The organism is Polaribacter sp. NJDZ03 (assembly GCF_019263805.1).
Classification (GTDB): Bacteria; Bacteroidota; Bacteroidia; order Flavobacteriales; family Flavobacteriaceae; genus Polaribacter.
Map to the genome: position 1 here is coordinate 2,088,978 of NZ_CP079195.1, position 23,936 is coordinate 2,112,913.

The following is a 23,936-nucleotide window of genomic DNA, read 5'->3' on the forward strand; positions in this document are numbered from 1 at the left end:
ATTATTTTATAATTACATTATTTGGTATTTATTCCAAGCGTCTATAACACTCATACCGTTTTGTATTGCTTTTAATACTGTTTTTTCACCTCTAGCCTTTTCAAAAGCTCTAATAAAAACTTCATCTTCAAATTCTTTAGGAACAACACAAACTCCATCATTATCACCAATAATTATATCTCCAGGATTAATTCTAACACCATTCATTTCAATTGGAACTCTAAAATCTATAACCTTTCCTCTTGGCCCCTGATCTTGGGCATACCTTCCATAAGAAAATACAGGAAAATCTAATTCTAAAATACCATTTGTGTCTCGTGAGTAGCCGTTAGCAACTGCACCAGCCGAACCTAGTATTTTTGCTCTAGTCATCATTAACTCACCAACTAAAGCATAATTTAGCGAAGCTCCAGAACATATATATACTTCGTTTTCTTTTAAATCATCTAATGCTTCTAACATTAACCCAAATGGTTTTGCCATTAATGGGTTTTGACTCCCATGACTTAATTCTTCAAAAGTATCTGCTTCTAGTACAGTCATTGCTCTTCCAATTAAAAACATATCATCTTTTAATGGTTGAATTTGTGGCGGAAGAAATTGGTGTAATAAATTCATTTTATCCATTGCATCACCAATTACAGCTGTAAATAACTCTTTTTTTGCTAGAGAGAATAGCTCCTTATCATTGTTCCAAAATTTATCCATTATTGTTTTTTAAAAAATTATTAATTAACTACCAAAAAGTATAATAAAAAACTCCTAAAACAGCTGAAATGATTATTGCTAAAACATTAAATACAGTGGTAGTTTTATAAATACCCTCATCTATTTTTATTAAATCACTACTTTTTTGTTTCTTTAAAAGTGATACTACAATTAATACTATTGATAATAGTAAGAATGAAACCCCCATTCTATCTAAAAATGGTAAATCTTTAATACATATATCTAATAAAACGGACACTGGAATTGTTAGAATAACGGTCCATAAAGCAGCTGTTGCGTTTGCTCTTTTCCAGAACAAACCAAATACAAATACAACTACAATACCTGGAGTTACCATGCCTGTAAAATTTTGTATAAACTGAAATGCTTGTTCTAGCGATGCTAACAGTGGAGCTATAATAATGGCAATTAGTAAAGAAACAGCACTCATTATTCTACCAACAGTTACGAGCTTTTTATCTGTGACTGTTTTATTAAACAACGGTTTATAAATATCGAATGTAAAAATGGTGGATGCACTTGTAACCATTGAGCTTAATGAGGATACTATTGCAGAAATTAAAGCTGCAAATGCAAGGCCTTTAAAACCTGATGGAATAAAATTAGCTAACAACCAAGGGTAGGCTTCATCTGGCTTATCTATGCCAGCATTTAACACAAAAGCAGCAATTCCTGGTAAAACAACAATTATTGGAATAAATAGTTTTAAAAAAGCTGCAAATGCCATTCCTTTCTGGGCTTCATTAATATTTTTTGCAGCTAATGAACGCTGAATAATGTATTGGTTACATCCAAAATAGGCAATATTTGCAACCCATAAACCTCCTAGAATAACACTTACTCCTGGCAAATATTTATAATTGGGATCTGATTTACTTAAAATTAAATCAAATTTTTCTGGAGCAGCATCAAACATCATTCTTAGTCCTAAAAATACATCGTTAGAATCACTAATTGCTTGCAATACAAAAAACGTAGTCATTAACCCTCCTGCAACTAAAAAAATAATTTGAATAACATCTGTATAAGCAACAGCTTTTAAGCCTCCTAATACTGAATATAAACCTGAAATTGCAGCTAGTACTAAAATCCATTCCATTAAATCTAACCCTAAATAGCCTTCTAAAACCAAAGCTCCCAGATAAAAAACTGATGATAAATTAACAAACCAATACACCAACAACCAAAATACAGCTAAACTTACCCTAAGCCTAGAGTCGTACCTTTTCTCTAAGAAACCAGGCATTGTATAAATATTATTTTTTAAATAAATAGGCAAAAAGAATTTTGCTACTACTAAAAGCCCAATAGCACCTAGCCATTCATAAGTTGCAATTCCAAGACCTATAGCAAATCCAGAACCTGTCATTCCTATAAATTGTTCTGCAGAAATATTAGCAGCAATTACTGATGATCCAATTACCCACCAAGGAAGTGTATTACCTGCAAAAAAGTAGTCATTTGATGTTTGCTTTTTTTTATTATAAAAAACAGCTCCAAAACCAACTAGTAATATCAACATAAAGTATGTGATAAAAACAATAGTGTCTGCAGTAGATAAATTCATTTTTTATATTGGTTTAAAATTATAATATCACAAATTTAACCTTTGTAATACATTAAGAATTGCATTAAATTAGCACTTACACACTCTATATTTGCATAAATTATATTTTTATAGATTAAATAGCAAAAAAATATTCATCTATAAAGCTGGTATATTTAAATAAAAAAAATGCTACTTAAAAAATAAGCAGCATTCAAACCATAACCCACACAACAATTTATTCAATAACTAACTCAATTTATTGAATTGAAAAAGTCTGCTTATATGAGCAATGTAAACCAAGTGTTAAAATCTACTCAATTTACAAAGTAAACAAAAATGGTATTTACTCCAACGTTACTACTAATCCATTTATTAGACAGTTACGTATTTACAATCTGTAAAATTATTAGAAATAACCTAAATGGAATAATTGTTCCTCTAAAACCATAAATTAAATAATTAGTTTAGTTTGTTTTAATCTAAAAAAGGAGTCAGTAACACTTGTTACTAACTCCTTTTTTATTACATCTCTTTGTGTTCTAAATTTGGATCCGTTCTATGTTTGCAAAATAAATTGCATTAAAAAGCTCACCATCAACATTCTTTAAATATTAGCTAAATTTTAATGTAACATATTTAGATTTTGTCTTGGTGTTCATAAATACTATCGCTTATTGAATTTAGGTTATTTTTACGAGAATACGTTTACTATATAATTTAAACTATTCACCTCTGCATAATCTAAAACCGGTATCACTTCCCTTACCGTTTGCTTCATAATTACCCTGAAAACTTGCTTCACAACAATAATCAGCACCTATCCAACCACCACCTTTTAAAACACGTCCTTTAGGAGCTGATGCATCGGTATGCCAATTCCAGCACCATTCTCTAACATTTCCAGAGGCGTCATAAATACCTAACTCGTTTGGCGCTTTACTACCTACCGGTTTTGTTTTGCAATTGTTACTTTGTAATGCAGACCATTGCCACTTTGTACCTTTTAAGTCTTTATCGCCGGAATTGCACCAATAATACCCTACTTCATTTATAGTATTGCTACCGCTGTATGTATAATTCTTGCTCATCTGCCCTCCTCCGGCTGCAAATTCCCATTCTTGTTCTGTAGGTAAACGATATCCATTAGCTCCTTCATTTATAGTAACATTCCATTTAATTTCATCTAAGACATTGTCGTTGTATGGATCTTTCTTGTTTTTGTCGATAGTGTAATACTGCTCTAAACCTTCCTTAGAACTTCTTAGGTTACAATATTCAACACAGTCATACCAGTTTACATTTTCTACAGGTAAATTTTCTCCTTGAAATTCTGATGGATTACTACCCATTATTTCTACCCATTCTTTTTGAGTAACCTCATATTTTCCAATATAAAAATTAGAAACAGTTACATCTTTATCATAATAGGTAGAATTTGTATTTTTAAAGGAACCTCCTTCTACAAATACAAAATTTGTATTTTCTTTTTCTGAACATGAGGTTATAATAAATAATGGTACTAATAATAATATAAATAATTTTCTCATTTATGTTTTATATTTTAATATATAAAAAATGCAGATTTATTAAATCTGCATTTTTTTTGAATAATATTCTGAGTGTTATTAATATAGCATAACAAAATCTATGAGTGTGTTAGCTCAGGTAATATTTATAGTTAAAAGCGTACCAATAATGGCAGCCAAATATTACTTATTTTGTTAGCGATACAATTACAATTCTCACTTATAAATTGAAACTTGTTTTATATCTTCCAAATAGTTGCGTTCATAGCACCACTTATTCTATTATTACGATTATTACCGTAATCGTAAGCTTCACATCCAAATACCATGTACGCATCTGTACCACCAGCAGGAGTAGCAAAGTTTAATCCAAAATCAGCACCTAATGCTCCTTTAAAATTATCTAAATGAGTTCCTACATTTATAGAATTATTAGAATTAAGAGCAGCTCCACCCCAACGACCTTGTACTTGCCAAAAAGTCTGAGTACCATCAATAGAAGGTTGTTGTATTCTTTGAGACTTTGTCATAACATAGGTATGGTTATTAGCTGTATAATTAGTACCTGCGCTTGCTGCATTAAAAAGTGCACCTGGTCCTCTTTCACAAACATAAAATTCTGTAAGCGGACTTCTAGTCCAACCATACAATCCTACAAATTTAAGGTTGTTATCTGTAGTTACAGAACCTATATTGTAGCCTACACTTATTCTTTGTGTATTTCTCCATCCTAGGCCACCTACTACCTGACGAACCCCATTCCATGTAAAATTAAAATGACCATTACCATTAGGTGATGTAATATTAATTGTTCCAAGTTGGTCTTCAGCATCAATTGAATAAAAAAAGTTGTTCTGATTTCCTACTCTTTCGTTAACTGGAGTTGTTGCACTTTTAACTGTTTCAATTTCACCTTGTGCTTGTCCACTTGGTGTTTCAAGATTCAAATCGTTTTCGGAACAGGCTATTAATGACAAAGATGCAATTGACAATAATAATGTTCCTCGTAACACTGAAAAATTTAATTTTCTCATAATTTTGGTTTTAGTTTGGTTTAGTTAATAAAGTTTACGTCATCTACCATTAGATAACATTGTAAACATATAAATATTCACTTACCATCAATAGGAAAAATACGGTAATAACTATAACTATTGATGCATTTTTCTATTTTACTAAAAATTATACTCTAAAATTATGATCAGATTCTAACTTGAGTAATAAATTGAATTTCAACACATTATATAAGTATCACTTTGAAATTTAATTTAGTTTTTCAACTTAAATATTTCTGCATATCTCTTTTAAAATTTATAAGTTAACACAAAACACAATTATCGAGTTTATCTATTTTACAATAATGACTTTAGAATTGAATATGCTAAAAAATATTACCACTATCACACCAGTCTTTTCATGTAGTTTGTCAATTGAGTCAGAAATAGCACTTTTTTTATTAATTTTAAAAGTATAGATGATATTTAGTATTTCAAGATTAACCATTGTTGCATAGTTTATGCTACTGCTTTTAAATAGGAATCTTTTTCACCCTTAAATAATCTACACGGTGAATACAACTAAAAATTAACTCAAGTCTATGTATTACCTGTTTTCGGGAATACTTTTCTACTTTACTTTGGTCTGAATACAAAGAAATCTAATTGAAAATTACTTGGATACTAAAGAATTAAATCTCAAAAAAAAGACAAAAAAAACGCTCCCTTTTTAGGAAGCGTTTAATACTTTTACAAAAGTTTACACAAAAAATTAAACTTTATTTTACCGTCTCTAAAATAGTTTGTCTAGCTAATTTAGGCTCCATATTTCTGTCATACAAAAGCGGATAATTAGTCCTATTTGGTACCGGATAGTCATTTTTCCAAGACATTCCATCATGCATTCCCCAAAAAGTAACTCTATCTATTTTATCGCTGTTTTTTACAAAAATTTCAAATAATTCTTTATAACGATCTGCAAGTTCTTGTTCTACAGATGCAGGTAAACCATCTTTGTAAGGGTCTAAAAATGTTTCGAATTCTTCTAATTGAAACTGAGGCTCCATCATACTACGCCCTATTATTTGACCTTCTTTAGTTAGTGGCAATACATCAACATCTAGTTCTGTTATCAAAACTTTAACACCTAATGCAGCATAAGCATCAATAGCTTCTTGAATATATTTGTTTTCAGGAAAATTTAAACCCCAATGTGCTTGAATCCCTATACCATCAATTCTAATTCCGGCATCTTTAAGCATCTTTACCATACGAATAATTCCGTCTCTTTTTTCTGGACGCCATGCATTAAAATCATTATAATATAATTCTGTATCTGGTGCAAACTCACTTGCATATTTAAAGGCAAGTCTAACCAGCTCATCACCATCACCAATACTATTTACCCACGTGGTTGATCTATATGAACCATCATCATCGAGAACTTCATTTACCACATCCCAAGCTTGTACTTTTCCGGCATATCGTCCTGCAACAGCTTTTATATGGTTACGCAATTGCGTTTTCTGTTCTTCGGGTGAATTAGGTTCTCCTTTTGAATTGGTAAAAAACCAAGCTGGTGTTTGATTATGCCATATTAATGTGTGCCCAATAATAAACATGTCGTTTTCTTTACCAAAAGCAACATAGGCATCTGCTGCTTTAAAATCATAAACTCCAGGTTGTGGATTTACCGTTTCTGCTTTCATACAGTTTTCTGGAGTTATGGTATTAAACTCCTTTTTTGCAATTTGCTTTATAGCATTATCCTTGTCTAAAATATCATTAACACTTAAGGCACTACCTATTATAAACTGATTTTTAAAAGCAGTTTTTAATCCTATATCTTGACTTTTATTAGTTTCTGGTAAAACTGTATTTTTTGTAGTTGTTTTATCATTACACCCTGATAATACAAGTAAAGCACAAATTACTTTAGAGAAATTTTTAACTGTTAATTTTTTCATTTTATTGTTTATTTTTAAATATTTAAAGTGATTTTATAAATTTATTAGAAGTAAAACCCATTATTAAAAGAATAAGACTGATGCTTATATTATGTATTGTAAATACATAACAAAGATGTAAATTTACTAAGCGTAAACCATGATAATGCATCACTAATATTCTATAAATACTACCAAGAATAATTTATTTAGAAACCCAGTATATGGCTCCAAAAATGTGATTCAAAAAGTTTTTATCTTTAAAAGTTTCTGGTTTATGACCCAAAGCAGTGTAAAAAGATTTTCCTCCTTCGTATTCTTGATACCATGAAATAGGATGTTTTTCTCCCATACCTTTTAACGGAATATCGTCATAACCCGCAGCAAAATCATAAGAAGCTTCATCAACAGTCATTAAAATAGTTAGTTTATCTAAATTCATGTTTTCAAAGTTATACCACTCATCACTTCTAAGCCATTTTTTTGGTAGATGCCATGTTGCAGGAAAATCACTGTTGACTACTTTTACAATTGCTGATTGTAATTTTGGATGATTTACAAAACTTGCTCCTACAAGACCATTAAACCAAGTATTATTATTTTCACCATCTGCAGTTCCGTGTATACCTACAAAGCCTCCGCCTCGTTTCATAAATGCTTTTAAAGCATCGATATGTTTTGGCGTCAAAAAATTAGCATTGGCGTTCATAAATATAACTACATCATATTTTGGTAATTTAGTGATAAGGTCATCTGGTATTTGCGTCCAATCAAACTTAAACTGATTTTCTGATGCCATTTCTTGAAAAGCATCAACAGCAACAGGTATAGCATTGTGATGCCAGGCATCATGTTGCGTAAACAACAAAACACTAAACTGGTCTTGCCCATTTGTTTTAATCATTGTAAAGAAAAATATAGTTAATAAAAGATACTTCATTCTAAAGGTGTTATAATTAAATGTTTATTTTAATAATTCATAATAAATATATTCCCAAGCTAAACCAACACTAAATAAAGGTGGAAAGCTATAATCTTCTACTTCAGACAAAATATATTGAACTCCTGCTATTTCTTGATAGTTAAAAATATCTTTGAAATCTATTTTACCACTTTCGCCTAATTCTTTATAGTCTTTAACATGCCAACTAATAAATCGTTTTGGATAGGTTTTAAAATAATCTACAGGGTTAACTCCTGCTACCTGCATCCAATATACATCCGATTGAAAATAGACATACTCAGGATTGGTATTTTGAAGCAAATAATCATAAATGGTTACGCCTTCTACTTTTAAAAATTCATCAGCATGATTATGAAACACAAACTTAAGTCCATTCTCTTTACAAAGCTTTCCAACTTTATTATAGTAGTTAGAATACTCTTGCAGTTCTTTGATGGTCTTGATGCCTTTTAATTTGCTATTTGAGGTAGATAGGTATTCTACACCAGCTTTTTTATGGTCTTGTATTGTTTTATTCCACCACGTATGTATTGCAACATCATCATTTTTATCTTCTGGATCGAAAAAAGTCATAGAACCTAAAAACTGCATACCTGCTTTTTCTACCATAGCCTTAAACTGCGTTGGACTTTGATCGTAAAATCCACCGTTTTTATATACAAAAGTTTCAACATAACTATACCCCATTCTGCCTAACTGAATTAAGGTTTGTTCTGGGTTTTTAAGCATTTCTTTGTGAACAGAAACGAGCTGAATACCAATATTTTTGTCTTTAGGATTGTTTTTAATGTATCTGGTTTTCCATAAACTTTTTTCATTAGTATCTAATCCTTCCAATATAACATCCGTATAATTTTGAAAGTTAAAATCAACCTTCATTGTATTATTACCATTAAGATCTTTGTCTTGCATCGTCCAGTTATTTTCTGAAGGAAAGCTACCTTTCCCTGTAAAAAATGCGCCTTCTGCATTATGTCCTGCAGCAAAAATAGTATTGGTACCCCTATCATATCCAATAATTTCTTGAAGTATTGGATGGTATTGATTGACACTATCTTTTTGTAAAACTTTAACTGTTAGTGAATGATTGTTGAAATTATTCAAACTACTCATTTTTATTTGAGGATGTTTTGCTACACTATCTGTACTGGGGTTAATAGTACTTACCCATTGACCAGAGTATTGTCTTAATCTTTCTTTTTGAGAAGACAAACTATAATTTTCTTGCGCAAAACTGACTAATGCATTTAGAAAAATAACTAAAGATATAACTGTTTTCAATTTTCTTATTTTTTATCAAGATGAATAAATAATGGTTGCTCCATTTCTTTTTTATAAGCTTCCAATACAAATGGATTTTTTTCTATACGGGCATCTTTCCAATCATGCCAAGGAAAACCATTTCTGTTAGACCAATATTCCCAATCCCAATTGATGTAGCAAAATGCTTTTATTCCTGGGTTATCATGTAGCATTTTAAAAAAAGGTTTAAACCATTTATCCCAAGAAATTTCACCATCTAAAACACCTACAAATCTTGGTGTTGATTCACCAATCATAACGGGTCTTTTATGAATATGCGCTGCATCAAAAAAGTTTTGTAAACCAACATGGTCAAATTCTTCTGGACTAAAAATATCAATACCCCACCAATCTACATATTGGTCACCAGGATAGTATTCCATCAACTTATCTAGACTTATAAATTTTGCAGAGCCACCACCTGAACACCAAACTGTAGCCGATTTTATATTCTTTTCTTTAAATGCCTTTGAAATAGTGATGAATACTTTTTTAAAACTTTCAGGTGAATAGCCGTTCCAATCGCCTTCAAACTCATAACCAATTCTAGTAAAAGAGGGTCTGTCTAAATCTAAAAGCACTTTATAAAATGCTTGTAATTGCTTGTTATACTTACCATCAGCTACTTCTTTATCCAAACCTGATCCGGTATCCTTACCACCCGTAAATCCTAAACCAATTTGAGGCATCATTCCTTTAGGCAAACTATCTAAAACTTGTTGTAAACTTTTTCCCCAACGTTCAATCTTTTTTACGGATGACGTAATATTAACATACGTCATATAAATTGCAGGCATCTTATCTTGCCCTAAAGCATTTACATAATCTTGGAATCCATTTTTATCTTGACCAGCACCGTGATAAATTCCTGTTTCTGGTTCGTATTTAGCATTGTAAAACTCATGGATACCTTCAGTCTCTTGACTATAAACATTTAAAACCAATAGCAAAAAAAGCAGGGTTGTAAACTTTATAATTTCAGTTTTAAGATACCTCATATTATTTTTTTTTAGTTTTCTCTTTTAAACCTTCTAAAAAACCATTATAGGCTGGTTTTGGCTTTAAATCTTCATCATAAATAGTAGGCCAATCTTTCATATTAAAAAAACCTTTAATCCAAGAATCTCTATCTGTAAAATCCCAAACTGTAATTCCAAATTGCTGCTCTTTCGGAACAATTCTGCGATACATTAAAACTAGATTTTTATATTTTTCTTCCTGTGCTAATTTCATTTCATCAGTAATAGAACTATAATTTTCTATACCACCCAATCTTTCATCATTGTGAGAATTAAAAATAATATCTACTTCAGATAAGTGAATTTGCAAACCGGTTTCTGCCGCTTTTTTTAATGAATAAGCAATAACTTCATCTGGCGTATCCATACGAATGTGCATTTGAAAACCAATACCATGAATAGGTACACCCTCTTTCTTAAAATCTTTAACCATATTTAAAACGGCCTGTAATTTTAGAGTATCACGCTCAATGTTAAAATCATTATAAAACAATACGGCATCAGGATCTGCTTCATGTGCATATCTAAAAGCATTTGCTATATATTCTTTACCTAAATTATTATACCAAAATGTTTTTCTATATGCACCACCTTTAGATTCAAAAGCTTCGTTTACAACATCCCATCCAGCTACTTTGCCTTTGTATCTGCCTACATATTTATGAATATAATCTTTCATAAATTCTCCCAACCAAAGGCTGTCTTTATTCCCTTTTTCTTCTACCCATTTTGGTGTACTGCTGTGCCAAATAAGGTTATGGCCAAAAACGCGTTGGTTGTGCTTTTTGGCGTAATATAAAATCGTGTCAGATTTTTTCCAATTAAACTGGTTTTCTGCAGGCAAAATAGACTGCATTTTCATATCGCTTGTAGCTGTAATACTATTAAAATTTAAAATCTGCAAAGACATTAATGCGTCATCATTAATTAGCCTATTAATATTAACTGCAGTACCTATTGGAAACTCTGAAACATTTTTAAGACCTGGCTCATCCAGCTTTTTTTGGCTCACACTTTTACAACTTGTAAAAGCAAACACAATTAAGACAATATGGACTATTTTAATTTGAAAATACCTTTGTTTTTTATATACCATCTGCTACTAATTAATATTGTTATTTAAAAAAAAAGGACTTAAAAAAAGCTTAATTATGAATATCAAGTTTTATAAATCCTTTAATTTAATTATTGATTAATCTTTATTGTAACCCTTTAAAAAAGAATCTACAATTTCTCTTTTTCTAATCTACTCCCTAAATAATTTAAGTTGTTATTAGTTATTTTATTAATGCTATTTTTTTAGTTAACACACCACTTGTAGTAGCATCTGCAACACCTTTAAAACCTGGTTGTTTACCACCCACACTTATTGTTAATGCTCCAGGTTCTAACACAGAACCACCATCATTATTTATTAAAGCATATTGTTTTGGAGTGATACTGTGGCTAAACATTTTTGTTTCGCCAGCTTTTAAATGAATTCTTTCGAAACCTACTAAAGTTCTTATTGCTGCATCTGTTTTGCCTTCATGAGAAATATACAGTTGTACAACTTCATCTCCATCAACGCTTCCAGTATTTTTTACCTCTACACTTACCTTAATTTCTTTGTTTACGACAACTTCATTAGAAACATTTAAATTAGTATAAGTAAAATTCGTATAACTTAAACCATGACCAAAAGGAAAAAGTGGATCTCCTTTAAAGTATTTATAGGTTCTATTCGCCATGTTATAGTTTTTAAAATCTGGTAAATCATTTACTGATTTATAAAAAGTTACAGGTAACTTTCCTCCAGGGTTGTAATCGCCAAACAACACATCTGCAATGGCATTTCCTCCAAATTCACCCGGATACCATGCTTCTAGAATAGCAGGAACATTATCGGCAGCCCAATTAACAGCCAAAGCACTTCCGTTCATTAAAACCAAAATGGTTGGCTTACCAAGTGCCTGAATTTTTTTCATTAATTCAATTTGCGTTTTTGGAAGTTTAATATCAGTACGATCTCCTTTATCAAATCCTTCCAATAATACAGGCATTTCTTCACCTTCAATATCTGGAGATAAACCTAAACAAAGCACCACAACTTCAGAATTTCTTGCAGCCTCTAAAGCTGGCGTCATTAAATCTTGATCCATTTTTGCCCAAACAAATTGTGCTTGAGGATCTGAGTGGTGGTTATAATATTCTATTTTAACATCATGAGACTGTCCTGCTTTTAATTCCATATCAAAATACTTGGTTTGAGTATTATGATCGTCACTAAATTCGAACTTAAGTTCGTTATCAAAATAAAATTTAACATCGTTACACGCTTTAAATCCTATTCTATAATTCCCATTTTCATTAGGAACTAATTGTCCTGTCCATTTTACTGAAAAAACATCAGTTTTTAAATTTTTAATGGGTCTATCCTTCATCCATATAAAATCAATTTCTGCATCGTTTCTTGTAAATTCTGGTGTTCCTTCCCAATCTTTATTGGCAAAATACTCCCCTTTTAAACCTTTGTTATCACCATTTTTAAGAGCTAAAGTTGGTATGGTGTTTAAAGTAGGCCAACCTATGGCAATATCACTTCCTAATGCATAATTTATGGTAGCGTTAGGTAATTTATCTGTAATTGCTTTTAATGGTGTATTAAATTGATTAGGTGTACCGTGGTAGTTACCTAATAACGCTTGTTTAGAGTCTGCATTTGGACCAATGATTGCAATAGATTTTATATTTTTACTTAGCGGAAGTATATTGTTCTCATTTTTTAACAATACCATAGATTCTCTTGCTATTTTTTTAGATAAAGCATAATGACCTTCACTTGCAACAACGCTATAAGGAATTTTTGCCCATTTAACGTCTTTATCGTTGTCGAACATACCCAGTTTAAAACGTGCAATCATTAATCGAGTTAATGCCAAATCAATTTTTTCTTCATCAATCATTTTTTTAAGCACCGCTTCTGTTAAATTAGGATCATAACAGTCTCCACAATTTAAATCTGTTCCTCTAGCAACAGCCAATGCACTTGCTTCTTCTGCTGTTTGTACTATTTCATGATGACCTGATTGCCAAAAATCATTAATTGCCCAACAATCTGAAACTACATAGCCTTCAAACCCCCAATCGTCACGAAGAATTTTATTTAACAACAAATTACTACCACAGCATGCTTCATCTCTAAAACGATTATATGCACACATAACAGAGTGCACATTAGCCTCTTTTACAGCTGCTTCAAAAGCTGGTAAATACGTTTCGTATAAATCTTTATTTGATGTTTGATAATTATCTTCATGTCTTGATTTTTCTGGACCACTATGCACAGCAAAGTGTTTTGCCGTTGCCACCAATTTTAAATATTTAGGATCATCTCCTTGAAGTCCTTTTATATAGTTAACACCAATTCTACTTGTTAAGTGTGGGTCTTCCCCATAGGTTTCTTGTCCTCTTCCCCATCGTGGGTCTCTAAAAATATTAATATTAGGTGTCCAAAACGTTAAACCTTGGTAAATACCTCTTTTACCTTCACTAACAAATTTATGATGTTTTGCTCTTGCTTCATCTGAAACTGCCGTTCCCATTTCAAAAATTAAAGGAGCATTCCAAGTAGCTCCCATACCAATACCTTGTGGAAAAACCGTTGCTTCTCCTGCTCTTCCAACCCCATGCAAACATTCATTCCACCAATTGTATTCTGGAATTCCTAATCTGTCTATTGCCGGAGCATCATAGCGCATTTGAGATACTTTTTCTTGAAGCGTCATTTGACTTATTAAGTCCTGAACTCTATCTTCAAATGACAAAGAAGTATTTTGAAATTTAAACTTGTAGGTTTCAGTTTCTGCTAGATTTTCTTTGTTTGTTTTACACGAAACAACCATAAATAGAACCATAACAGTTACTAAACATGATTTTGAAAACTTAACTAAAGATTGTGTTTTATTATTTATATTCATATAGTAGGTTGGTTTTTTATAGTTGATGAAATTTATATGTAATCAAATATTAGTATAAGTAAAAACAGCATAAACCCTATTATGAGAAATTCTATCCACAACTTATATTTTGATTTATTTGTCTTCATTATTACTTACATAGAAAATGCTTGAAACAAATATAATTTTTGAATAAAGCAAATGATGAGACTTATAAAGCAATTCATAAAAGAATTCTTGCAATTAGCTTTCTAACACTTAACGCGCAACATAATACATAAGTCGCAACATTTGTTATAGTAGCAGAAGTGACGCTACATACTAATTGCAGCTTATTCTTAAAGGTAATTAAGTTATTAAAACTACTAATTTAATTAGACTAACTAGATATTTAAGAGACCTAAAATTACAATTAATAAAACATAATGAAGCTAAAAACAGATGACTTACTCCTTTTATTAAATAGAATTTAATTTAATTTCTGCATCCATTATCTTCAAGTGTACTTTAAAGCATTTGACAAAATATGTGGGTAAAACAAAATAACTTTACAACACATTTAACTAAAGCGGGTAGCCTCAGTTTTTATATATTTTTAAACCTCTTTCCCATTAATTACCACTAAAATTTTATCGACTGCTTTTAGTGCATCTCGTAAATAACTTTTAAGTTTAGTGTTATCCACAACAATTAGATCTGTATCTAATTTATAAATTTTAGCACCTGTAGTAATCATTTCTTTTGTTATTTCTGAATTTGTCGACCATACAAATTTAAAATAATACCATCGACTCACTTATACAATCATAGAAAATGACTGGTACTTCATTGACTTCTATAATCTATCGTCATTTTATATGAAATAGATTCAACTAAAAAATTATAAATTCCATTTTTTTTTATCGAAACCAAGCTTTCAATTCTATCAAATCAATTATTTCTTTTTAGATAATATCATCCCAAAATTATAATATAATGCTTCAAAAGAAACAGTATTTTAGAAAGTATAACAGCTAATAACGTAACAATAATTTAAAATATCGAATAGTGAAGTGATCATTATTTTAATATTTTACTTTAAAATTCACCAAAAACTTAATCTTTTTTAGTAAACCATATTTGTAAATATAGATAAGATATGTTCTCTAATTGTGGTTTACTATATAAGGTAGGTAGTGCTTTAAAAAAACACATTCATTTTAACTATTTTATGAAAATGAATTGTTTATATCATTGTGCAGATATCTCTTTGATTTATTCTACTCCTTTAGAAGTATGTCATTATAAAAAGAAAAAGTTTCACAACAATTTATTTTAAAGACTTTTTGTAGACGGAGTTCATTTAATAACTAAAATTAGGCAAAACATAAAAAAGCAATTTTAGAAACAGTAAATGATATACTAAAAAACTTCTTTAAAAACCTTTAACAGGTTACCTAATCAGACTATTGCTTAGGTAGAAATCCTATTAAATAATGCAACAGTATTTAAATAATAAAACTAGAAGAGTTTTCTAAAAAACCTTCCAGTTTTATTATTTAAATTAAACTTCTAATTTTTCAGAAACTTAACTTGTTTTTTATTATCAAAAATCAAAAAATAAACTCCTTTATTTAAAGCAGATACATTAATAGAATTTGATTGATTAAAATCATTTACATTTTTTACTGTTTTACCAGTAATATCAATCACTTTTACTTGGTTTACTTCAGATAAATTTTTAACAAATATTTCATCTAATACAGGGTTTGGATAGATTGCTATTGCATTAGATTTTGCATCCTCTAAACCAGCAGTAGTAGATATAGTAACTAAATTTCCGGTGTTATTGTATAAATCTACACCAGTTGAAGCCACTGTAATTTTTCCTGCCCAAGTATACACTTCTCCATTTATAGGGCCATTCGACACATTAAAAGTTATAGTTTGAGTACCTGATCCGATTCCATTTGGAGTTATATCAGTTAGATAAGTAATGTTCTTTGATCCCCAATCTGGAGACTCATCTGCTTTTGCTAATATTAACTGCCATTCGAATTTATCTCCTGCAGAGATTCCATTATAATTAAAAGTTAAATCTACAGAAGTTGTAGTTGGAGTAATTGTAGATTCAAACACAAGGTCGCTTAAACTTTGTGCGTTTACTGAAATAACAGTAAATAAAACGAGAGTAATTGTAAGTAGTTTTTTCATCATAATTTAATTTTAAGTGTTAAATCGATTTTAAGTATTAAAAATCAACCGGTTATAAAACTATCCATAAGTAAACAAAGCATTTATAACAAATCAAGCATCTTATAACAAAAATGCTGCTAACTACCCATTTTTACAATATGTTAAAATATTTTTAAAGCTAAATATGATACTTTAAAGTACAATGTATTAATAAAATAACGCAAATATTACTCAAAATCTAAGGTAATATTTTAAAGGTAATTGCCACAATTAATTAAAAAAACGACTTTACACGAATCATAATTAATTAAAAAAATAAGTCTCTTAAAACTATATTACTTTTATTTTTTAAGCAAGACAAAATTTTGCAATGAATATTTACAATGAATATTGCACCATAATTACCATAAATACGCCTATTTTTTTATACTCTAAAAACATAACTTATAGTACATTTACTTAAAAAAGTATTATGGTAAAAATGATAAAAAATATAGTGCTAATTTCAATAACATTTTTTTGCACTATTGGATACAGTCAAACTGAAACAAAAGCAAAATATGTCTTTTTGTTTATTGGAGATGGTATGGGGTTAAGTCAAATTTATACTACCGAAATGTATTTAAATTCGAAACCTAACGAGATTAAATCAGAAAAACTATTAATGAGTAGTTTTCCGGTTAACTCTAATATGACTAACTATTCTGCTAGTTCTTATGTTACTACTTCTTGTGCTGCAGCAACAGCAATGTCTACAGGGTTTAAAACAAATAATGGTATTATAGGAAAATCGCCAGACCAAACAATATCGTATGAAAACATATCTCAGAAAGCTAAAAAAGCAGGTTTTAAAGTAGGTATATTATCTAGTGTAATGATAGATCATGCTACTCCAGCATCTTTTTATGCACATCAAAATTCTCGTAATATGTATTATGAAATTAGTATGGAGCTACCCAATTATAATATCGATTATTTTGGAGGTGGAGGATTCCATCATCCTAAAGGAAAAAAAGGAGATCAACCAGATTCATATCAAAATGCTATAAATAAAGGGTATACCATTGCAAACTCTATAGAAGATATTAGAAATTTAAAAAATGGAGATGAAAAAATAATTGCTATAAATCCAGACATGTATCCTTCAGGAGAATTTCACTGGGCTATTGACCAAAAAGAAGAAGCATTTTCTCTTGCCGATTTTACAAAAAAAGGAATTGAAGTGATTGATAATGACAAAGGTTTTTTTATGATGGTAGAAGGTGGTAAAATTGATTGGGCATGTCATGGAAACGATGGTGTATCTATGGTTCATGAAGTACTAGCTTTTAATGATGCTATTAAAGAAGCCTATGAGTTTTATAAAGAAAGACCAGATGAAACCTTAATAATTGTTACTGCAGACCATGAAACGGGTGCCCTAACTACAGGGATAAATTATGTAACTAATCCAGAATACTTAAAATACCAAATAATTTCAGTTCAAGAGTTTAAAAGAAAAATGACTGAACTTAAAGGTACTGAACCAGAAGTTTCTTTTAATACTATTTTAGAATTAGTACAGGCAGATTTTGGTTTAGGAAACAAGGATGTCGGTTTGTCTTTAGATGATAAAGAATTAGCGCTATTAAAATCTGCTTACAACAAACAGTTTAAAGGAAATAAGAACGTAGACGCAGATGCCGATTATTTAAGTAAAACTGCAGTAAAATCTATTGCTGAAACAGCTGCTTATATTTTGAATAAAAAAGCAGGAATAAATTGGGCTTCTGGCGATCATTCTGGTACACCAGTTCCTGTTAGAGTTATAGGTAAAGGTCAAGAAGAGTTTTCTAAATATTTTGACAATACAGATTTACCAAAAAAAATACAGAAACTTATGGGTATATAAATAAATTATTTTGTTGATTTTATTTTTAAAACATCCTATATAAATAGGATAAAAAAGCAACAATATTTATATTAACTTTAATAAGTATTATAGAGTTTACTCTCAAGAATTAAACGGCCATAACAATGTTATGGCCGTTAGCTTTTACGGCAACAGTAACCAAAATAATTTATACAAGTAGTCTAAAGTACCCCCTTAATTGCTACACTTTAGTAGCTTCTTGTGCTATTATAACTAAATTAGGATTACAGGATAAATGAGTACATTATTCTTACAATGATTTTATAGATGCTCTTGCTAATCTTTAAAATGAAAGTCAATTAAAAATTAATACTGAAGTAAGTATTGAAAGATGTACGTTTAAAAAATAGGTGTTTTTTGATATTACTACTAGTTAAAAGAAGCCAGATTACCTTTAGTAACAGCGATAGGTAAATTAACTGTAGAAAATCTATTATACTTTTTGCACGTTGGTGTGTCGGAATTTTTATATCAGGTAATTAAGAAGCAAATGCGTAAGTAAAAATTAAAGACCTCAATTATGTTTGTCTTTTATCTCTTAGCAGTTTAATAAAAATGAAGTTCTAAGAAATTGCTACTTATTAGCTTATTAATTGTTTTAAGTAATTAAACAAACTAGGTATAGCGATAAATTAAACAAGAAATCTAAAAACATATTATCATTTACAGATTTGTCATAAAACTAAAGCTTAGTTATTTTCTAAAATAAAATGAATTTATTGACCTATGTCAAATAATCTGACTTAAGACAACATTAATTTTGCAATTCAATTATAAAAATATAAAATGGTACTTGCAGAATTAGATACATTACAAACAGTTAATAAAAATAGTCAAGAGCGGGTAGAAAAAGTATTGATGCATCTTAGAAATGGAAAAGGAATTATTTTAATGGATGACGAAGACAGAGAAAATGAAGGTGATTTAGTATTCTCTGCACACCATATGACCAATAAACATATGGCACTTATGATTAGAAAATGTAGCGGTATTGTTTGCCTTTGTTTAACCAACGAAAAAGCAGATTTACTTAAGCTTCCTTATATGGTAACGGAAAACACTAGTAGCTATCAAACACCTTTTACAGTCTCTATAGAAGCAAAAGAAGGCGTAACTACAGGGGTTTCGGCTAAAGATAGATTAACAACCATAAAAGTAGCATCTAATGAAAATGCTACAAGTAATGATTTAGCAAAACCTGGTCATATTTTTCCATTAAGAGCTAAAAATAACGGTGTTCTAGAAAGAAAAGGGCATACTGAAGGTAGCGTAGATTTAATGAAATTAGCAGGCTTAAAACCAGAAGCTGTGCTTTGTGAATTAATGAATGACGACGGAACAATGGCAAAAAAGGACACTATTATTTCGTTTGCAGGTGAACACGATTTGATGGTATTAACTATTCAAGATATTATTCACTATCGTAAATTTGTAAGAGACTACAAGTAAAAAAAACTACTTCGCATTTATTAAATGCATAAAAAAAAGAAGAATATCATTTACTACTAGATGCTTTAGAGCTATGTAAACAATTGTTTAAAATACATCTAAAATAGAATAAAAAAAACCTGCTCTTAATTACGAAAATTAAGAGTAGGTCTTTTTATTATAATACCAATCTGATATTCTAGTTATTGATTTTTAAAAAGTGCTTTGGCATCAATTAAACTCAATTTATCGGCATCATAAAACACTAAATAATCAACACTAAATCGTTTTGATCTACCTGCTAAGGTTAACGTATATTCTTCTCCTTTTTTTAATCCATAGATTAAATTAAAAAACGTGTGTGTCCCTTTTTCTGCGCGTTGTCCCCAATGCCATTCTAATTCTGGTGTATTTGTACTCCCTTCTTGAAAATATTTAATATAATCTTCTAGCTCCGCTTTAGATAAATTTGTTTCTGAAGTAAAATCTCCTTTCATTTTAACAAAACCATCATTACACCAATCACCTTGCGCTCCTTCCAATCGCTTACTGCTCATCATTAATAACCTAAAATTTCCATCTTTAGGTGCCACAAAAGTATATTCTAAAGGTGAATTTGGTTCTCCCGTATTCGCCATATTACCTGTAAACTCAATATGTGCAAACCCAGAAGCTTTTTCAGTGTAAAGAGCATCTCCCTTTTTTAAAACGTTCCATTCTTGTAAATCAGAAGTTGTGTTTTCTGCTTCTATAAAAATAAAATCGTTAGAGGTTAGTTTAACCTCTGGTGTTGGATTAGTCATTTCAATAGGTTTGTTTTCAAAAAGAGCTTTCACTTCTTTCCAACCTCCTTTTTCATTTCCATTATCTGGGCCTCCAGTAATTAACCAATATGTTATACCAGTATCCGAAATATCAAAATGTTTTTCTGTATTAGAATCCCAATTCTCTAACTCATCCACTTGGTAAGTATCATCTATATTGTATAACCATTGCCAATTTTTATTTGAGCTATTTTTTAACCATTGCCAATTGTTTATATGTGATTTAAAATCATCTTCTCCATTTGCATTATTTTGGTCAATAATATCATAATAAGTTACAGACGGAAAATCCTTTTTCATATCTGCCCAGGTTTTTTCATTTTCTCCATCGGTATGATCTTCATTCCATGTACTATGAGATATGGCATAAATAAATTGACGTTTATTTTCTGGTGTAGCTTCTATTAAGTTGTAAGCCATTTGCATTGGACCAGCGCAAATAAACCAAAGTGGGTTATTTTTACTGCTTTTTTTAGCTTCTTTAACAAAATTGGCTATTGCAGCTTCCTTTTCAGTTTGATCGTTAAATACTTTAGAAACATCAAGTCCAAAACGTTTAGCACCACCTTTAGCAGCCTCATCCATCATTTTCTCCCAACTTTCTCTAGAGTCTCCTAAATGATTATTATAATCATAATGTACAAAGCGTTTTTCTAAATCTGCATAATGCAAAAGTGCTAGTGAAAAAGCGGTTGCTCCCCAATCGTCTGAATCATGTAAATTTCCATCAGAACTAAAAGCGATACGCCCCTTAGGCATATTAATTTTTGATTTTTGTGCAAAACTTAATAGTGTAGAAATTAAGCATAATACGATTAAGGAATGCTTTAATAAATTGTTATTATTCATTTTTATGTTTTTTGATATTAAATTTATAAAATCTGTACTTTAAATACGACTTCTCTATTTTACAATACTATGTAAAAAGTAATAGGGTCAAGACTAAATGATTTTATCATTACTTAGCCTTAACCCTATTTATAATTAACCTAGTAATTATTTTAATTATAACTCTTCAAGTTTAACGTACTTAACTATAACACTGTTGGTTTGATACCCATTATTCAATAAGATTCTAGCCGCATCTGTAGTGTCATTAGACATTGTAAACTCACCAGTAAATCTTGTGGATTCTGAATCTGAAAGTGCTAAAGTCTCATTTCCGTAGTAATTTGAATAACCATGACGTCCATCTCCATCACCAACACTAAAACTAAACTCAAAACCTCCTTCACCAGGAACAGCCATTAATTCTATAGTAATTTTATATTTTGCACCTTTCTTCAAAGTAATGCCTGGTTTATACAATTGTAAAGAATATGTCTGTTCTCCTACAACAATATTATCAGAAATCATAACTCCATCTTTAGCATAAACATTAGAAGAACCACCATCAGAACCTTGGTTGGTCCAACCATCTATACCGTCAGTGAAATTAGATTCGTACAAAATCTCCGATCCCAAGGATATGGAAATAGTATCTGTAATTCCTGGATAACTAACAACGATTTCCGAAGTACCGTCTACATAAGTTGTTCCTTCTGCTGGGTTTGTAGTAATACCATAGATATCAAAATCTTGTGAATTAACAATTAAGTCCTCTTTTCCAGAAATAGCTAATCTTACGCTTAAATCTTGAAGATTTATCAATTCATCCGCAATATATAGAGTTTTGGCGGGTTTCATCTCTAGAGTCATTCCTGTAACATTAATTTTGTTCACGGTTATAGGTATTCCTACCGCAAATCCAGAACCTGTCATTGCTTGAACTTCATTATCCGTAGCCTTCAATTTATCTTCATTGGCTGGCGTGGTCGTAACTCCAAAAGAAGCAAAATCTTCAAAAGAAAGCTCAAGTTCAAGTCCACCTGGAAGCATATAATTAATAGCTGTACCCTCAAGATTCAACCTTTCCCCTATATCATATACGTTTTTTGTAGGACCAGTCACTAAAGTAGCGCTTACCGGTTCAAATGCAATTACATTAATAGATTGAGTAACCTTTGCTTCTGTTTCTAAATAAGAAATAACAACAGCTGTATTACTTACTGCAAGAATATCACCATTCATTGGTGTAGTTCCAAACTTTTTACCAAAATCAGCAAAAGCTACATCAGTAGTAGTTCCATCCTCTTGTACCGTAGTAATTAAAAGGCTAGATAAATCTAATTTTTCTCCGCTTACATAATTCTTCTTAGGTTCAGTTTTTACAATTAGCTCTACGATATCATTGGTAACCTCAATAGCTTGAATCATACCTTTATCCGAATTATCTATTGTTATAATCAGAGCTTCATCAGAAAAATCTAATACTTTTCCATTAACTGGCTCTGTGGTAATACCTTTTGCGTCAAAAGAAGCATAAGGTATATCTTCACCACTCTCTCCTTCACCTAAGGTGATTACCATACTGGTAAGGTCTAATGTTTCTCCCAAAACATACTTTACTTTCGGTTGCGTTTTCATTGAAATACCACTTAATCTCGAGTAGGTATTTTCTTCTTCGTTACTACAAGCCGTGCACAATAATGCCAAAGGCAATACAAAGACAACTAGTTTTAACAGTAAATTATTTATATTTTTTATCATTATCTATAGGTCTTTAAGTTCAACTGTAAACTCTTCAAAAATGGCAGTTCTGTCACGTATTACTAAAGTATCCTTAACGGTATGTGTCTCTGCATTAACGGCATCTTTATAGCTATAATTTAAATAGATTACATCTTTTTTATTTCCTCCAAAAGAATCTCCGTCTTCAACAAATTGACCAGTACCTGTAACCCCATAAGGATCGTTTTTATAACTACTTATAGTACAAGTGTTATCTGCATTAAAAGAAAGTTCCATAACAACATTTCCTGGACTAGAGTTTTCACCACGTCCAATAAGATTTTGATATTTAATCTTATCCATACCAGCTGTTTCTAAAAGTGTTAATTCATCTCTCTCTACAAAATCTGCATTGTATACTCTTCCTACTGTAGCGGTAGGCTCTGTAATCATATCATTACCTCTTCTAAGGTAGTTCCCATGAAATCTGTTCATAAATTTAATACCAAATAAGGTATAATCCTTTGGAAGCACATCCCAATCTAATGGATTTAGACGATCTGGATTAGCTATAAAACTTCTTCCTACAGACAAAGTATCCAAATTATCTGCCTTAGTCATTACTAAAGGAATTACATAATTAGTAGTATTTACCTTTCCAAACGACAATGTGTCTTTAAAAAATGCATCACGTAATTGAACCTGAATCCTACCCTTGGTAGAACCTACCGGAATAGATACAGGGCTTACAGTTTCAAACGTGTAATACTCTGCAGGAAGTGCCTTTACATTAGCTACGTTGTTTAAAATACTATTATCTACTTCAAAATAGATTTTTCTTTCTATATCGTTAGTATACACCCCTGTCATTAAGGCTGTTATTTCAAACCTATGATCATTATCGTTATCGTTAAAGGCTAAATCATAATCTCCTAGGATTAGAGTACGTGCTGGGTTTTGATAAGGAAAATAAGCTCCTTGAAACTCGAAATCATCAAACTCAGGTTCGCTATTGCTACATGATAAAGCTATCAGAGCACCTATTAATAAAACTATATTTTTTGTATTCATTAATGAAG

17 protein-coding genes are annotated in these 23,936 nt (G+C 30.6%); 2 read left to right on the top strand and 15 right to left on the bottom strand.

Annotated features, from left to right (window positions below):
* Nucleotides 1-12 precede the first annotated feature (12 nt).
* The 12 genes from KV700_RS08990 to KV700_RS09045 form a co-directional block, all read right to left on the bottom strand.
* Complete coding sequence (locus KV700_RS08990) at nucleotides 13-708, bottom strand: RraA family protein (RefSeq protein WP_166384160.1); 696 nt, start codon at nucleotides 706-708, stop codon at nucleotides 13-15.
* Between the two features lie 28 nt (nucleotides 709-736).
* A complete protein-coding gene (locus KV700_RS08995; protein WP_166384158.1) occupies nucleotides 737-2,296 on the bottom strand; it encodes a sodium/solute symporter in 1,560 nt (519 codons plus the stop codon).
* Between the two features lie 704 nt (nucleotides 2,297-3,000).
* Nucleotides 3,001-3,825, bottom strand: coding sequence for an SUMF1/EgtB/PvdO family nonheme iron enzyme (locus KV700_RS09000; protein WP_218597677.1), 825 nt, complete (start codon nucleotides 3,823-3,825; stop codon nucleotides 3,001-3,003).
* Nucleotides 3,826-4,043: 218 nt separating this feature from the next.
* Complete coding sequence (locus KV700_RS09005) at nucleotides 4,044-4,838, bottom strand: glycoside hydrolase family 11 protein (protein WP_166384154.1); 795 nt, start codon at nucleotides 4,836-4,838, stop codon at nucleotides 4,044-4,046.
* Between the two features lie 740 nt (nucleotides 4,839-5,578).
* Nucleotides 5,579-6,766 carry an endo-1,4-beta-xylanase gene (locus KV700_RS09010; protein ID WP_218597678.1) on the bottom strand — a complete coding sequence of 396 codons (1,188 nt, stop codon included), beginning with the start codon at nucleotides 6,764-6,766 and terminating at the stop codon, nucleotides 5,579-5,581.
* Nucleotides 6,767-6,950: 184 nt separating this feature from the next.
* Nucleotides 6,951-7,685, bottom strand: coding sequence for a ThuA domain-containing protein (locus KV700_RS09015; protein ID WP_166384150.1), 735 nt, complete (start codon nucleotides 7,683-7,685; stop codon nucleotides 6,951-6,953).
* Between the two features lie 24 nt (nucleotides 7,686-7,709).
* Nucleotides 7,710-8,990, bottom strand: a complete 1,281-nt coding sequence (locus KV700_RS09020) for a sugar phosphate isomerase/epimerase (RefSeq protein ID WP_218597679.1) — start codon at nucleotides 8,988-8,990, stop codon at nucleotides 7,710-7,712.
* A 5-nt stretch (nucleotides 8,991-8,995) separates the two neighbouring features.
* Nucleotides 8,996-10,009, bottom strand: coding sequence for a hypothetical protein (locus KV700_RS09025; protein WP_218597680.1), 1,014 nt, complete (start codon nucleotides 10,007-10,009; stop codon nucleotides 8,996-8,998).
* A gap of 1 nt (nucleotide 10,010) precedes the next feature.
* Nucleotides 10,011-11,042, bottom strand: a complete 1,032-nt coding sequence (locus KV700_RS09030; protein ID WP_254712894.1) for an endo-1,4-beta-xylanase — start codon at nucleotides 11,040-11,042, stop codon at nucleotides 10,011-10,013.
* A 265-nt stretch (nucleotides 11,043-11,307) separates the two neighbouring features.
* On the bottom strand, nucleotides 11,308-13,989 hold the full coding sequence (locus KV700_RS09035; protein ID WP_218597682.1) for a glycoside hydrolase family 3 C-terminal domain-containing protein: 2,682 nt from the start codon (nucleotides 13,987-13,989) through the stop codon (nucleotides 11,308-11,310).
* A gap of 574 nt (nucleotides 13,990-14,563) precedes the next feature.
* The gene (locus KV700_RS09040; protein ID WP_166384140.1) at nucleotides 14,564-14,704 is read right to left on the bottom strand and encodes a hypothetical protein; all 141 of its coding nucleotides are present in this window, start codon (nucleotides 14,702-14,704) and stop codon (nucleotides 14,564-14,566) included.
* 815 nt (nucleotides 14,705-15,519) lie between these two features.
* Nucleotides 15,520-16,164, bottom strand: a complete 645-nt coding sequence (locus KV700_RS09045) for a T9SS type A sorting domain-containing protein (protein WP_166384138.1) — start codon at nucleotides 16,162-16,164, stop codon at nucleotides 15,520-15,522.
* A gap of 460 nt (nucleotides 16,165-16,624) precedes the next feature.
* Here KV700_RS09045 and KV700_RS09050 point away from each other — a divergent pair, with 460 nt between their 5' ends.
* Both KV700_RS09050 and ribB read left to right on the top strand, forming a co-directional pair.
* Nucleotides 16,625-18,034 carry an alkaline phosphatase gene (locus KV700_RS09050; protein ID WP_218597683.1) on the top strand — a complete coding sequence of 470 codons (1,410 nt, stop codon included), beginning with the start codon at nucleotides 16,625-16,627 and terminating at the stop codon, nucleotides 18,032-18,034.
* Nucleotides 18,035-18,841: 807 nt separating this feature from the next.
* Nucleotides 18,842-19,504 (top strand): 3,4-dihydroxy-2-butanone-4-phosphate synthase, encoded by a 663-nt coding sequence (ribB, locus tag KV700_RS09055; RefSeq protein ID WP_166384134.1) that lies wholly within the window; start codon nucleotides 18,842-18,844, stop codon nucleotides 19,502-19,504.
* 182 nt (nucleotides 19,505-19,686) lie between these two features.
* Here ribB and KV700_RS09060 read toward each other — a convergent pair whose 3' ends face one another.
* The 3 genes from KV700_RS09060 to KV700_RS09070 all read right to left on the bottom strand — a co-directional run bounded on the left by KV700_RS09060 (nucleotide 19,687) and on the right by KV700_RS09070 (nucleotide 23,928).
* On the bottom strand, nucleotides 19,687-21,156 hold the full coding sequence (locus KV700_RS09060; protein ID WP_218597684.1) for a hypothetical protein: 1,470 nt from the start codon (nucleotides 21,154-21,156) through the stop codon (nucleotides 19,687-19,689).
* Between the two features lie 156 nt (nucleotides 21,157-21,312).
* A complete protein-coding gene (locus KV700_RS09065) occupies nucleotides 21,313-22,896 on the bottom strand; it encodes a carbohydrate binding domain-containing protein (RefSeq protein WP_218597685.1) in 1,584 nt (527 codons plus the stop codon).
* 3 nt (nucleotides 22,897-22,899) lie between these two features.
* Entirely contained in the window at nucleotides 22,900-23,928 is a 1,029-nt protein-coding gene (locus KV700_RS09070) for a DUF5627 domain-containing protein (protein WP_218597686.1), read from the bottom strand.
* Nucleotides 23,929-23,936: the final 8 nt, after the last annotated feature.